Genomic DNA, 13,368 nt, shown 5'->3' with positions numbered 1-13,368 from the left:
GCTAGATATTTTGAGACGATTTCAGCGTCCGCAAGCGGGTCTTCAGGGTCACCCTTTCGAGTCTTTTGGATATGAAAAATTTCCTTGCCGTCGAGCAATTTTACTACGAGCTTTGCCATTCTGCGCCGAGGATAGAGGGCTGTTAAATCGTCATCAGCCATAACCCGAATCTTGCTCATAAAGGTACGAATATCATGCCGAGCCATTGTCTCAGATGTAAACGCTCCTAATCGAACAACTCCGGTGTGGCTCTGGGCGGCAAGACAATATTGCAGGCTAAAGCGGGCATCTTGTGCTGATACAGGATGCGGCCTGTCACACATTTTCGCGGTGGCGGCATAGCCGGCAACACTAATGCTCGCTATTTGCTCCGGTTGAAGGTTTCGCTCAGCTAAGATCGTTCGCAGGCCATCGAGCGCAGGAAAAATATGCCCGCAGCAGCCATGGTTTTTGACCGTGACCCGGGCAATCGGGGTCCATTGCCCGATACCTTCAAAGGCTGCGGCCCAGTTGCCCGTCGACTCGCTTGTTGCTGCAGCAAAGCCCTTGATACCGTCCAGCACACCGGTTGCGGCGGTAAGCCCCGCCGCAGCCGCATAGGCGGCCAAGAGCCCGGCATCGGCAGCATGGCCTGGATGCATGGCCTTGGCCGCCCCCACCCCTTGAAGATTCTGCTGATGACCGCCGGCAAAACTGCTCGCCAATCCAATCGCATGACCGATGGCTTCTTCATCGCAATCAAGCAGCATGGCTCCTGCGACAGCAGCACCGATCGTGCCAATCGTCGATGTTGTATGCCAATATTCGTAGTGGCTCGGTTGGACCGCCAATGAAATCCGGCAACCAACCTCGTAACCGGCAATTAGGGCCCGCTGAAACATCTCCAGGGAAAGGTTACGGTCCTGCGCAACAGCCAACGCCGCGGCTACGGTTGGACTGCCAGGATGGTAACCCCCGTCCCGGAAAATGTCATCAAACTCAACAGTATGACTCGCGATCGCGTTGAGCAGCGCCGCATGCCGAGGGGTGGAAGACACTCCGTCGACATAGCATTGCGCGCGCCCGCTGCCTCGGTCGCACGCCAACGCCTTTGCAAGGACTGTCGCAGGCGCCAAGACGCAGCCAGGGAGCGTGGTGGCAAACCAATCAAGAACCGCGCGCCGGGCCGCTGTCTCGACCTCGGCCTCCAGCGTTTTGTGTCGCCAGCCTGCTGCGAGCGCGGCGAACTTTCTTGCGGCATCCATGACATTTCCCCTGAACTCTTTGGTTAACCCGGCCAATTACGCGTTAATCACCCGGGCTTCGCGCAAAGCCGCAATCTGCCCTTCCGTATATCCAAGTGCGCGCAGGACCTCACCCGTCTGCGCTCCCGCCTCTTGCGGCGGAGCGGTAAGGCCAGGGACACTTTCCGACATGGAAAACGCGGCTACCGGTACAGTTAGATTTTCAAACGCCGTACCGGCTGCGCTGTGGCGTTGTAAGACCCCTCTTTCCAACTGTTGAAGGTCTTTCAGAGACTCTTCAAGGCCACGCACGCGCGCAGCAGGTACTCGATGTCCCTTCAAAAAAAATTCCCATTCATCCGCCGGTCGCGTAAGAAAAATTTCCGCAAGCACGGCCTGTTCCTGCCCATGGGAATCCAGCCGCTGATTATTATCAGACTTTATCTGATCCGGCCGCCCGAGCGCTAGCCAGAGGCGAGCCTGCTGACGAAGGTTCGAGGCGCTCAGCATCAGCAATCCGTCTTCCGTCTCGTAACAGCCGATTGTAGCGAAAGGATAGGTATTACCTTTTGGCTTCGGGATACTGCTATTCCAGAAATGCGCCGTGACATAGGGGCTGCAAAGCATTGTAGCCACGTCAAGCATCGAAACATCGATAAACTGCCCACGCCCACCCGCGCGCTCGCGCTGGAACAATGCTGCTGCGATGGCAAACGCCGCCGTTGTACCGGTTGCATAATCGACCACGGGTGCACCACATTTCAGCGGACCGACTGCGCTGGTGCCGGTCATCGCCATCATACCCGAAAAGGCTTGGATGACTCCATCGTAAGCCGTTTCCTCACGGCGCTGACCGGTTTGCCCGAAGGCCGAGATGGAGCAATAAATCAGCCTGGGATTGAGATTTGAAAAAGCATTATATCCCAAGCCAAGTGCCTCGAGCGCTCCAGGACGATAATTCTCTACAAATACATCTGCAGTTTCAACAAGGCGTTTGAGTATCTCACACCCTTCGATGGTTTTAAGGTCAAGGCATACGCTCTTCTTGTTCGAGGCTTGCGCTAGATAGGAAGTACCCATACCGGCGTTGTTCAGGTTTCGGTCCACCCCCTGCCAACGCGCCTGATCAGGGTCATGGGGGGATTCAACCTTGATCACCTCTGCGCCTAAAACGGCAAGTTGGTACGTCGCAAAGGGACCCGCGAGAACATGGGTTGTATCGATAATACGCAGGCCGCGTAATGCTGCTGTCAACGGTTGGTCCTCCAATAAGCAAGATCCGCCTCCCTGCCCTATCCAGGCCAGCCCGATATTTTCCGGCGCATGGCGCAGAAGGGGCTTGATGTTCGTGCCGCCTGGATGCGGGGATAAACGGACGTCGTAATGCCGGGTTTTTCTTACAAAGCGCTGTAGTCTGTCGGTTATCTTCAGTCACTGAAGTTCGGGACGGAAGAGCCAACTTGCGCCGCCGTATCGGTTGAAGCAAGGTTCTTGGAGCGGGGCAGCATAAGCGTCGCGCAGATCCCACACAGCGCCGCAAATGTCAGCCAATATCCCGGCGAGGCCTTATCGGCGGTTGTGTGAATCAGCCATGTCGAGATCATTGGCGTAAATCCGCCAAAGAGTGCCACTGCAACGCTAAAGGCAAATGCCAGGCTGACCGTTCTGACCCGCGCCGGCATGATTTCCGTCAACGTGACCATCGCCGCGCCATTATACATGGCATATAACAGGGCAAACCAGATTTCGGTAAGGACCAGATGATAGAAGGTGATGTTGCTGACCAGCCAGAGCAGCACGGGGTAGGACGTCGCCATCGCCAGAATCGTTGCCGCAATGAGCAGGGGCCGACGCCCTATCCGGTCCGACAGTGCACCCATCGCGGGGACAGCGAACAATGCTACGAGACCAACCGCGAAGGAGGTGAGCAGGCTGTCGCTTGCACTCAGATGCAGAACCACCCGGCCGAAAGTCGGCGTATAGATCTCCGAGAGATAAAACGCAACCGTTGTCATCGAAATCAGCAAAGCACCAACAATGATGATTCTATAGTTCAGGATCATGGATCGCATGATCTCAGAAAATTCCGGATGCTTGCGTTGCGCGAGGAAAGCATCGGTTTCACGCATCGTTGTTCTGAGTACCAGCAGCAGAGGAACGATGAGCGCGCCGATGAAAAATGGAATCCGCCATCCCCAGGCTTGTATCGTGTCCGGCATCATGACGCTGTTGAGTAAATAGCCAATACCTGCGGCCGTCATCGTGGCAAGCTGAAGGCTGGATGACTGCCAAGCGACAAAAAAGCCACGATGACGGGCTGGTGCGATTTCCGAAAGATAGACGGATGCGCCGCCAACCTCGACCCCTGCGGAAAAGCCCTGCAAAAGCCTGCCAAGAACGACCAGCAGGGGGGCCAGAAGACCGATTGATTCGTATGTCGGAACGATAGCGATGGAGATTGTACCAATGGCCATTATTGCAAGTGTGAGCATCAGCCCCTTGCGCCGCCCCTCCCGGTCGATATAGCCACCAAGGATAATCGCGCCGATCGGACGCATCAAAAATCCCGCCGCGAAGGTCGAGAAGGTGACCATCAGGGAGATATACTGGTTGTGAGCCGGGAAAAAGGCTTTCGCGATATATTGCGCGTAAAACCCATATATGAAGAAGTCGTACATTTCCAGAAAGTTTCCCGACGCCGCCTGGAATATCGACTTCACATAGTCTGCTTTTGATAAGGACATTTTTCGCTCCGTTTCGGCATTTTTTATTTGGCCAGCCCGCTTGCTGCGATATGGCTATTTTCTCTATTTCATCGGCACTCCATGGGGGTTAGCAAAGAGTGCTTCGCTCAGAATCCCCGATAGTTTGGACTACGCTTTTCCAAAAAAGCCGCCATGCCCTCCTTCTGGTCGGCCGTATCAAACAATGCGATGAACGCTTGACGCTCGGCCCGCAACGCATCGGCCAGGAGCAGATCTTCGCCTTTGCGCAGAGCCGATTTAGCTGCACGCACTGCGAGGGGAGGAAGCTTTGAAATCTGTACGGCCCGCTTTCGCGCGGCCTCCAAGGCGCCGCCCTCGCCGGCGAGTTCTGACACTATGCCCATGACGAAAGCGGTCTTCGCATCCACAGCTTCGCCGGTCAGCACCATCCAGGCTGCTTGGTATCGTCCTATGGCACGCAGCAAATGCTGGCTCCCTCCACCGCCAGGCATGATGCCGACACGGATTTCAGGTTGCGCGAATTTGGCGTTCTCCCCCGCAATGATGAGATCGCAGCTCAACGCCAGCTCGCAGCCGCCGCCCAGCGCGTAACCTTCCACCGCCGCGATCACCGGTTTCGGGCAATTCCGCAGTACAGAAAACACTTTTCCACCATCCGCCGCCTCTTGGTCCGCTGCAGTGAGCGTCGCCATTTCGGCGATGTCGCTGCCCGCCGCGAAAACGCCATTAGCCCCCGTCAGAATGATGGCGCTGACGGCATCGTCCTGAATCGCGGCCTCCAGCGCCACGATCAGCTCGCTCTTGACCTGCTGATTCAGCGCGTTGCGACGCTCTGGGCGGTCGATGATAAGGGTGGCGACCCGCCCGTCACACTGGCTGGTGACGGTTTTTACCCGCTGATCACGCATGCCAAACGCCCCGGGACTCAGGTCCTTGATAACCAGCCACAGTCTTGCCGGGTGCTGAGTAAGCCTTCATTGCGTGATATCTCCCCAAACAGGCATGGTATCCGGGCTGAGCGCCCAACGGCGCAGCAGCGGCGCGACACGATAGCGACCATCCCCATAGCACGCGGCTAAATGCTCGATTGTCCTGGCCAGCAGGTCGGGCCCGAGGGCCTTGATCCAGGCGAGCGGGCCGCGAGGATAATTTACGCCCTTCACCATGGCCAAATCGATATCCTGCGGCGTTGCCAGCTTTTGCTGCACAGCCTCGGCCGCTTCATTGGCGATCATCGCGACGGTGCGAAGAACGATCAAACCCGGCGCATCATCGATGATGGCAACATTTTTGCCGGTCATCTGCAGAAATCCCACCGCCAAATCATATGCGCCCGGGCGCAATTGATCGGCCGGGCTCATAGCCAGCCATTTCGTGGCGCCAAAGTCCATCGCCAAATCGAGAAGAACCATGGCCCGGCCGGTTTCCGCCATGCGCTGCGTGGCTGTGCGCCCATCGCTGAGAGCCAGGCAAACATCGCCGATTGAGAACGCTTCGGCCGGATGTTCACGGCTAACGGGCCGATGCTCCACACGCAGGCCGGCAGCCTCCGCCGCGGCGATCAGGGGGGCCAGCAGGCGGGGGGTGCCATGCACCAGAATGTGCTCGGGGGCCGGTGCGGCGGGCGCAGCCACCGGCCCGGGATGGTCCTGACTCGCGTAGTCGTAAATGCCACGTCCGGTCTTGCGGCCCAACAGCCCGGCCTCAACCAAGCTCTTCTGGATCAAGGACGGGCGGTATCTGGGGTCGTGATACATCGCCTTCCACACGCTCTCGGTCACTGCGTAATTCACGTCATGCCCGATCAAGTCCATCAACTCGAAGGGGCCCATGCGAAAGCCCCCGGCATGGCGCAAAACGGCATCAATCGTGGTGGGCTTGGCCGCGTGCTCAGAGACCAACTGCAATGCCTCGCCATAAAACGGTCTGGCGATGCGGTTGACGATGAAGCCCGGGGTGGAGCGACAGAGAACCGGAACCTTCCCCCAACAGGCGGCAATGGCTACCACACGCGCCAGCACCTCGTCATCCGAGACATGGCCGGCGACAATTTCCACGAGGGGCATGGCCGGCGCCGGGTTGAAGAAATGCATGCCGACCAGGCGCCCGGGACGGCGGAGCCTGGCCCCGATCGCCGTCACCGAGATTGAGGACGTATTCGTGGCTAAAATCGCCTCATCGCCGACCACCCGCTCGACCGCTCCGAATAGATCGGCCTTCACCTCGAGCCGCTCGGTCACAGCCTCAATGATCAATCCGGCCGCTGCCAGATCGGCAAGTCCGGCCGCCGGCTTCAGCCGTCGCAGCCGTGTTTCGCGCGCTTGCGCGCTGAGCTTGCCGCGCCGCACGAGTGCATCTAGATCCTTCGCGAGCCGCTCCAGGGCACGCGACACGGCGCCCTCTATGGCGTCATACAATAAGACCTCATGCCCCGCCGTGGCGGCGACAAGCGCAATGCCGGCCCCCATGGCCCCCGCCCCCAGAACGGCGACTTGCATCGAGCGGTCAATCTCCACCGCCTGGCTCACGCCTCCGCCTCCGGCTTGGTCAACACTGCCAGCCCATCCGCCGCTACAACGCCTTGCCCTTCCGGCAAAATGAAAAGTGGGTTGATCTCCGCCTCCTGTAGATGCGGACCGAGTTGTTCACCCATCCGCGAGAAGGCTAGGATTGCCTCGATCAATGCGTCGACATCGCGCCGCGGGGCGCCACGATAGCCTTCCAGCAGCGGCGCGGATTTCAGCTCGTCGATCATCGAAACCGCATCCTCCCTACTCAGCGGCAAAAGGCGGATCGCAGTATCCTTGAACAGCTCCGCCGCGACGCCGCCGGCTCCGAGCAGCAAGGCCAGGCCAAGCTGCGGATCTCGGGTTAGGCCTAGGATGAATTCGATGCCGCCGGACACCATTTCCTGAATCAGGAAGCCCTCCACGGGCAGGCCCTGCCGCGCCAAATCACTCTGCATTCGGGCGGCGACCTCCGCGACCTCGTCCCGCGCGACCCCAAGCCGCACTCCCCCGACATCGCTCTTATGCGCGATCTGCCGAGAGAGGATTTTCACGACGAGGCGCCCTGCCAACCCCTGTGCCAGCTGCCCCGCCTCTTCCGGCGACGCGGCGACGAGTTCGCGGGCCGACGTAATACCGAAGGCGGCAAAGAGGCGCTTGCTCTCGGCCTCATCGAGGGGGCCGCCCATGGCGGGGAGGGGCGCGTGCGGAACCGGCGCCTGTGCAGGGGCAGGTGGCGACATCGTGGCCGGCTGGGCCAACGCCGTCAGCACGGCAGCACAGCCATCCGGCTGGGTTAGCGTCGGAATGCCCTTGCTGTTCAATAGCTTGACGATATCCGGCGCATGTGGACTGACATAAGCGATCAGCGGCTTGTCGCTACGCGCCTGACAGGCGACCGCGGCATCCGCGACCAGGTTGGGCTGGGCCAGCGCGGAGGAGCCGACAACCACCACGGCAGCGTCGAAACTTTCACTCGCCAACAATCCAGACATGGCGGCGCTCAGAATCTGCGGCTGCAATCCGGCCAGCGTGAGATCCACCGGGTTCTGCACGGAGCTGCCCTCCATACCTTGCAGCGCCGCGAGGTTTTGCGCCGTCTCGGCATCGGGGGCTGGCACGTCCAGCCCCGCAAGGCCGCAACTATCGGCCACCAGCGTGCCCGCGCCGCCGGTTGAGGTGAGGATGGCCACCCGCTTGCCGCGCATCCGCCGCCCAGGCACCAGGGCCGCCGGAATGTCGAGCAGATCACTGAAGCTTTGCGCGCGGATGACGCCAAGCTGTTTAAACAACGCATCATACATCGCATCGGCACCGGCCAGGGCGCCGGTATGCGAGACAGCGGCACGCGCGCCTGATTCTGAACGACCGACCTTGAACACGACGATCGGCTTTCCCAGCGCCGCAGCGCGGTAAGCCACCCTGCGAAAGGCCTCAGGCCGGCGCAGTCCCTCCATATATACTGCGAGAACCTTCGTCTGCTCATCCTCAACCAGATGTGCGAGCAGATCGGAACTATCGAGATCGCCCTCATTGCCGGTGGAAACCAGCTTGGCAAAACCGATGCCCCGATCCGCCGCCCGTGAAAGCAGCGCGCCCAATATGCCGCCGCTTTGCGAAACCAGGGAGACATGGCCCACCGGAAGGTTGCCTACCTCTAGCGCACCGCTGGCGGAGAGCATGACACGGTCTGAGAGATTGACGAGGCCGATCGTGTTCGGCCCGAGTACCCGCATGGCGCCAGCCGCCTCGCGAAGCTCAGCCTGGCGCTTCGCGCCTTCCGCGCCGGATTCCCCAAAGCCGCTGGCAAGCACAATGGCGGCGCCCGCGCCGCGCTGAGCCAGCGCGCGCACAGCTTGGCTCGCCCGCTCCGCACCTAGCAGCACAAGCCCGACATCCGGCGCCACCGGCAGGGATTGAATATCGGGATAACAGGTCAAATCGTCGATTTTCTCAAGCCTGGGATTCACCGGCAGCACTGTGCCGGTGAATCCATATTTACGCAGATAGTTCACCGGACGGCCGGTAAGCTTGCCCGGATCACCTGAAGCGCCAATAATCGCGACATGGCGCGGTCGGAGCAGGCGATCGACGCTGCTGATCGGTTCGATATCCATCAGCGCTTTTCCTTTCCTGCAGATTGGGCAAGAAAAGTCTGCACACTCTCGAGATGGTCGCGGGTGCTGTAGCAGATCGCCTGTGCCTGACTGCCCATGCCGAAGACTTGCTCGGCTGTGAGCTCAAAACTTTGATTCAAGACCGACTTCGCCAAAGCGACGGCGGCAGGCGCGCCTTGCGCCATCTCAGCCGCCCAGTCTTGCGCTTCCCGCACGAGACGGTCCACAGTGGCGATACGGTCGATCATCCCCAGGGCCAGCGCCTCTTGCGGCTTTACTGTGCGGCCGGTGAAAATCAGCTCCTTGGCACGGGCGAGGCCGACCCGCCGCGGCAGAAAATACATTCCTCCACCGTCCGGAATGAGACCGCGCAGAACATACGTCATCGCCATCGTCGACGCTTCCGAAGCAATGACAAAATCGCACGCCAGAGCAAGGTCACAGCCCAGCCCGGTGGCAGCGCCATTCACCGCGGCAATGGTTGGCTTTGGCAGATCGTGCAATGCTGAAATGAGATGATGTGTGCGCTGCTGCCGACGCCAGCCATTGAAGGCGATATCACCCGGTGGAACCTGCAGACGCTGTTTCATGCTCTTGATGTCACCGCCAGAGCAAAATCCTTTACCATTGCCGGTGATGACCAACGCCCTGATCGATTCATCACGCGCCACACGGTCAATCAAACCAATCAGCCCCGCACGCATGTCGTCGTCAATGGCATTGCGAACATCCGGCCGGTTCAGGCGCAGCGTCGCGACCGCCTGCTCCACCTCAAATTCGATGCTCGATGGCAGGGCTTTGTCCTCGTCCATGTTTCTTCCTCTTTTTTGGCTATTCGTGAGACCCTTTTAGGAGGTCGCATCAAACGCGCCGTGGCCGACCTGGCGGCTGAAACCGGGATGGAGTTTTAGTGCCGGCAGGCAAACCCCCAGTGGCCTAACGAACCATCCCGACGCCTTATCGTTACCCAGCATCCTGCGCAGGACCGGCTATGCTCCTCAACCAACAATGCGTGGCTTCTAGACAAACTTAAAGTTAGGCAAATCCGCGCCTCTCACTTGGTTTTGGGGCGGCTGAACCGCGCGCTTGAATCGTTTTCAAGGCGATTTGCCTAACTATAAGTTGGCCATACCGGCATCAAAAGTCGGGTGCATCCCGGTGTGATAGTGCCAAAGCTTACGCCACAAAAATTGCATAAGCTGCGTGCTTCGGGAGAAGACAAACCATGAACAGAACGGACCGCGTCGAAATCTCCGACGGCTTTGAACAATCCAATGTCGACATAGCCGGGTTGATTGCCAAACGTCGGACGGCGGTGCTGGCCAGCATGGTTGGTACCTCGATCGAATGGTATGATTTCATCCTCTACAGCATCGCCAGCGGCCTCATTTTCCCAAGCTTGTATTTCGCTAAATCCGATCCGTTGTCGGCTACGCTCAGCTCCTACGGCATATTCGCATTGGGCTTCGTCGCGCGCCCGCTGGGGGCACTCATCTTCGGCCATTACGGGGACCGTATCGGACGCAAGGGGACTTTGATCGCGACACTCATCATGATGGGTCTCGGCACCTTCAGCGTCGCGCTGGTGCCAACATATGTGCAAATTGGTATCGCGGGTGCGGTCACGCTCACGGTTCTGCGGTTCATCCAGGGCGTTGGCGTGGGTGGCGAATGGGCTGGCTCCGTTCTGGTCGCGATGGAGTGGGCCCGGCCCGAGCGGCGCGGCTTTGCCGCCAGCTGGCCGCAAATCGGCGTGCCACTGGGTCTTGTTCTCGCCAACCTCGCCTTCGCCGCCGCCAGCTTCGCGACCGGCTCGGCCTTCATGAGCTGGGGCTGGCGACTGCCCTTTGCCGCCAGCATTCTTCTCGTCGGGCTGGGCTTTCTGATCCGCCGCGCGGTGGAAGAGACGCCGGTCTTCCGGACAATCGCACAGGAAAACCGCATCCAGCAACAACCAGTTGCGCGCGTGATCAAGCATCACTACCGCAAAATCTTGATCATCGCCTTCATGCGGATTGTTGAGATGGCGTTTTTCCAGGTCATGACCGTCTTCATCTACACTTTCAGTCTGCAGCGCCTGCATCTCGGCCATGATACGATTTTGCAGACATTGCTCGTTGCCGCATGTGTTTGTACGGTCGCGATTCCGGTGTTCGGCAATTTGTCTGATCGAGTTGGCCGCAAACGCCTGTTCATTATAGGTACGATCGCGGCACCGGCGTTTGCGTTCGCCTATTTTGCGCTCCTCAGCGCCGGGTCTCTGACGCTCTCATTGATCATGATCGCGCTTTCCCTGATCCCGTTTGCGATGATGTATGGCTCGGAATCCGTGCTTATCGCTAATAATTTTTCGCCGGAGCTGCGCTATAGCGGCTCCTCCATCGGCTACCAGCTTTCCGCCATCATCGGCGGCGGGCCGACTCCAATCATCGTCACCCTGTTGTTCCACCACGACCATACCGGCTTTGCGATCGCCGGCTATATCCTGGTTTGCGCCATCATCAGTCTAATTGCCGTTTCCTTCTTGAAAGAGCGCCATGAGGCGTCTGGCCAGGACTGAGGGGGGCGATGCCTTTCGGCGCCATATGGCAAGGCGTATCGTAAACACCCGTTAGTCAAGTTCGGGGAGATGGGGAGAGCCTTTCACTGGCCCCCTTCACGGCACGATTTCTTTCTCCATCTGCCTGAGCAACCACGCGTGGAATAGCCTTAATCCCCGCGAGGGCTTGCGGTTTTTTGGCCAGATCAAATAGTAGCCCTCGTCCAGAACATGGCGTTTGCTGAAGGGGGCCACCAATGCGCCGTCTTTCAGATTGCTATTGACGAGAACCTCAATCCCTATGGCAACGCCCAACCCCTGCAATGCAGCCTCGTAGGCAAGCGCGGAACTCTCGAACTTCAACCCCCGCGTGGGCTCTATTCCCTCAACCTTGGCGGCCTTTAGCCAAGCCGCCCAGTCGTTGGGGCGGGCTAGCGAATGCAGTAACGTGACACCGGCCAGATCTTGCGGCTGCCGTAACTTGTGGTGGCGCAGGAAGGTTGGACTTGCCACCGGCAGCAAGGTCAGGCCAGTGAGCTTGTCGACGCCCACATCCTTCCAGTCGCCGCGCCCGGAACGGATCGCGGCGTCGATTGCACGCCCCTGAAAGTCAACGGGATCGGTCGAGGTTGTCAGTCGCACCTCGATGTCTGGATGTTCTTCCTGGAACACTGGTAACCGCGGAATCAGCCAGCGTTGTGAGAAGGTTGTATAGGATTGCAACGACATCACATCGTTACGACCACGGCGCGACACTCTCTTTACCGCATTATCGATATCATCGAAGGCCGTAACCAAGCCCTGCAATAGCTGTGTCCCCTCACGCGTAATTTCGATCTTACGGTGCCTACGGGTAAATAGAGATACTTCCAGATAAGCCTCCAACTGCCGAACCTGACGGCTGACCGCGACTTGTGAAACACCAAGCTCATTCGCGGCCAGGGTCAGGCTGCCCAAACATCCAGCCGCCTCAAACGAGCGCAGGGCGGCGAAAGATGGAAGTCTACGGTTCATTGTTTGGCCATTTTTAATGAGTTAGTCTAATCTTGGATCTTTGACAAAGCAACCCGATGCGGATTGGGTACGAAGCCCCAGGCTTTTTGCATGCCGTCGAGAATATCGCCTGCACCGACTGGGGCATTGGTGCTGTCAAACAAAGTGAAATCGTTGATCATGAGATTTATCTGTCGAGGTTTGAAAACAGGCGAACAGGTTGATGCGCGAGGCCGGCGGTCACAGCTGAGTCCGGCCGACAGGCGCGCCGCGATCGACATGCAAGATCTGGCCGGTGATAATGTCGGCTTCGCTGGAAAGCGGGAACGCGATGGCGGCGATCTCATCCGGTTCATCTTAACGCACCTGCATGCGCTAGCATTCCTTGGTCTGTTGTAGCCGCATAAGATATTACCACACGAAACCTGCGAGATTAGAGATCAGGATTGAGCTTGGGGATAAGATTAGAATTGAGCTCAGTTTTGAGACCAGGAACAAGCATAGGAATCAGCACAGGAAAAGGCTTTGGATTGGGCTGGGACACGAGCTCAGCGCTTGTCAAGATTCCGATTCGGAAGATTGTCCGCCCCGTCAAAAATAGCGAAACTCCGTGCCGCTATTTTTGAAAGCCCGTGTTCATGTCGCGCAAACGCATTCACACCGAGGCCGAGATCGAAAGCTTGGCGGAGATGCTCCGCCCGCTCTGGCGACAGGGCGATGTGGTGCGGCCCTGGCTACGCCAACATTACGGCATGTTGTTGGAGCTTGTGCATGGCGACTGGTCCTGGGCGGCGATCGCACGCGCGATGACGCTGGCTGGCATCACCTACAGCACCGGCAAAGCGTGGGATGCCGACTGGCTGCAAAGCGAGGTCTATCGCGCCCGCCGCCCCCTGAAAGGCTACCAGCGCAAGACCGCCACCGGACCGCCGCAGAGGACGGCGCAGCAGGCAGAGACGGCGTTTGCGGCACCGGCGCCGGTGCCGGAAGCGGTACCGGTCGGGGCGCGGGACAGCCAATCAGATCCGCCCGATGCTTCAGACACCGTCGAATTTCAGCCGGCGCGCTTTATCGATTGGGACACCAGGCCCGCAGAATTTGATGCGCCGCCACCGGCTGAACCGGCAAAGCCCCTCATCCGGCCGCCCCTCTCAACCTACGACGAGGTCATGGCGCACCAGTAATCCCTCCGTTTTTAACGGGGCATGTTCGTAGAATTCACGCGGCGAGTTTCAGTTTCTGAGCGGGCGTGATCCCACCGAT

The 13,368-nt window shown here is 59.0% G+C and carries 11 protein-coding genes; 2 read left to right on the top strand and 9 right to left on the bottom strand.

Annotated elements, in window-relative coordinates; genetic code table 11:
* From MXAZACID_RS14880 to MXAZACID_RS14850, 7 genes are all read right to left on the bottom strand, one after another.
* The coding region (locus MXAZACID_RS14880) for an MmgE/PrpD family protein (RefSeq protein ID WP_051060395.1) at positions 1-1,280 on the bottom strand (1,280 nt) is incomplete at its 3' end.
* Positions 1,281-2,492 carry a CaiB/BaiF CoA-transferase family protein gene (locus MXAZACID_RS14875; RefSeq protein ID WP_008495298.1) on the bottom strand — a complete coding sequence of 404 codons (1,212 nt, stop codon included), beginning with the start codon at positions 2,490-2,492 and terminating at the stop codon, positions 1,281-1,283.
* 158 nt (positions 2,493-2,650) lie between these two features.
* The gene (locus MXAZACID_RS14870; protein ID WP_008495297.1) at positions 2,651-3,967 is read right to left on the bottom strand and encodes an MFS transporter; all 1,317 of its coding nucleotides are present in this window, start codon (positions 3,965-3,967) and stop codon (positions 2,651-2,653) included.
* A 107-nt stretch (positions 3,968-4,074) separates the two neighbouring features.
* Positions 4,075-4,857, bottom strand: a complete 783-nt coding sequence (locus MXAZACID_RS14865) for an enoyl-CoA hydratase-related protein (protein WP_008495296.1) — start codon at positions 4,855-4,857, stop codon at positions 4,075-4,077.
* Between the two features lie 66 nt (positions 4,858-4,923).
* Positions 4,924-6,477: a 3-hydroxyacyl-CoA dehydrogenase gene (locus MXAZACID_RS14860; RefSeq protein WP_008495294.1), complete on the bottom strand. Its 1,554-nt coding sequence runs from the start codon at positions 6,475-6,477 to the stop codon at positions 4,924-4,926.
* Positions 6,474-8,573 carry an acetate--CoA ligase family protein gene (locus MXAZACID_RS14855; protein WP_008495293.1) on the bottom strand — a complete coding sequence of 700 codons (2,100 nt, stop codon included), beginning with the start codon at positions 8,571-8,573 and terminating at the stop codon, positions 6,474-6,476. Before MXAZACID_RS14855 ends, MXAZACID_RS14860 begins: the two co-directional genes overlap by 4 nt.
* On the bottom strand, positions 8,573-9,385 hold the full coding sequence (locus MXAZACID_RS14850; protein WP_008495292.1) for an enoyl-CoA hydratase/isomerase family protein: 813 nt from the start codon (positions 9,383-9,385) through the stop codon (positions 8,573-8,575). The genes MXAZACID_RS14855 and MXAZACID_RS14850 overlap by 1 nt, the downstream gene beginning before the upstream one ends.
* 413 nt (positions 9,386-9,798) lie before the next feature.
* Between MXAZACID_RS14850 and MXAZACID_RS14845 the strand changes: the two genes are divergently transcribed.
* Positions 9,799-11,133 (top strand): MFS transporter, encoded by a 1,335-nt coding sequence (locus tag MXAZACID_RS14845; protein WP_008495291.1) that lies wholly within the window; start codon positions 9,799-9,801, stop codon positions 11,131-11,133.
* Positions 11,134-11,229: 96 nt separating this feature from the next.
* Here the strand turns inward: MXAZACID_RS14845 and MXAZACID_RS14840 are convergent, their stop codons facing one another.
* Together MXAZACID_RS14840 and MXAZACID_RS20330 are read right to left on the bottom strand one after the other, a co-directional pair.
* Positions 11,230-12,126 (bottom strand): LysR substrate-binding domain-containing protein, encoded by an 897-nt coding sequence (locus MXAZACID_RS14840; RefSeq protein ID WP_008495290.1) that lies wholly within the window; start codon positions 12,124-12,126, stop codon positions 11,230-11,232.
* A 26-nt stretch (positions 12,127-12,152) separates the two neighbouring features.
* Positions 12,153-12,287, bottom strand: a complete 135-nt coding sequence (locus MXAZACID_RS20330; protein WP_256378786.1) for a hypothetical protein — start codon at positions 12,285-12,287, stop codon at positions 12,153-12,155.
* A gap of 456 nt (positions 12,288-12,743) precedes the next feature.
* Here MXAZACID_RS20330 and MXAZACID_RS14830 point away from each other — a divergent pair, with 456 nt between their 5' ends.
* Entirely contained in the window at positions 12,744-13,289 is a 546-nt protein-coding gene (locus MXAZACID_RS14830; protein WP_008495288.1) for a hypothetical protein, read from the top strand.
* Positions 13,290-13,368: the final 79 nt, after the last annotated feature.

Origin of the sequence: Acidocella sp. MX-AZ02, from assembly GCF_000306035.1 — a bacterium.
Taxonomy (GTDB): domain Bacteria; phylum Pseudomonadota; class Alphaproteobacteria; order Acetobacterales; family Acetobacteraceae; genus Acidocella; species Acidocella facilis.
Note: the sequence above shows the minus strand (reverse complement) of the source record. Positions and strands in the feature narration are given on the sequence as shown.

Excerpts from the sequence above, each read along its gene's own strand:
- MXAZACID_RS14870 (WP_008495297.1), bottom strand. The coding sequence starts at position 3,967 with ATGTCCTTATCAAAAGCAGACTATGTGAAGTCGATATTCCAGGCGGCG.
- MXAZACID_RS14865 (WP_008495296.1), bottom strand. The coding sequence starts at position 4,857 with ATGCGTGATCAGCGGGTAAAAACCGTCACCAGCCAGTGTGACGGGCGG.
- MXAZACID_RS14855 (WP_008495293.1), bottom strand. The coding sequence starts at position 8,573 with ATGGATATCGAACCGATCAGCAGCGTCGATCGCCTGCTCCGACCGCGC.
- MXAZACID_RS14850 (WP_008495292.1), bottom strand. The coding sequence starts at position 9,385 with ATGGACGAGGACAAAGCCCTGCCATCGAGCATCGAATTTGAGGTGGAG.
- MXAZACID_RS14845 (WP_008495291.1), top strand. The coding sequence starts at position 9,799 with ATGAACAGAACGGACCGCGTCGAAATCTCCGACGGCTTTGAACAATCC.
- MXAZACID_RS14840 (WP_008495290.1), bottom strand. The coding sequence starts at position 12,126 with ATGAACCGTAGACTTCCATCTTTCGCCGCCCTGCGCTCGTTTGAGGCG.
- MXAZACID_RS20330 (WP_256378786.1), bottom strand. The coding sequence starts at position 12,287 with ATGATCAACGATTTCACTTTGTTTGACAGCACCAATGCCCCAGTCGGT.
- MXAZACID_RS14830 (WP_008495288.1), top strand. The coding sequence starts at position 12,744 with ATGTCGCGCAAACGCATTCACACCGAGGCCGAGATCGAAAGCTTGGCG.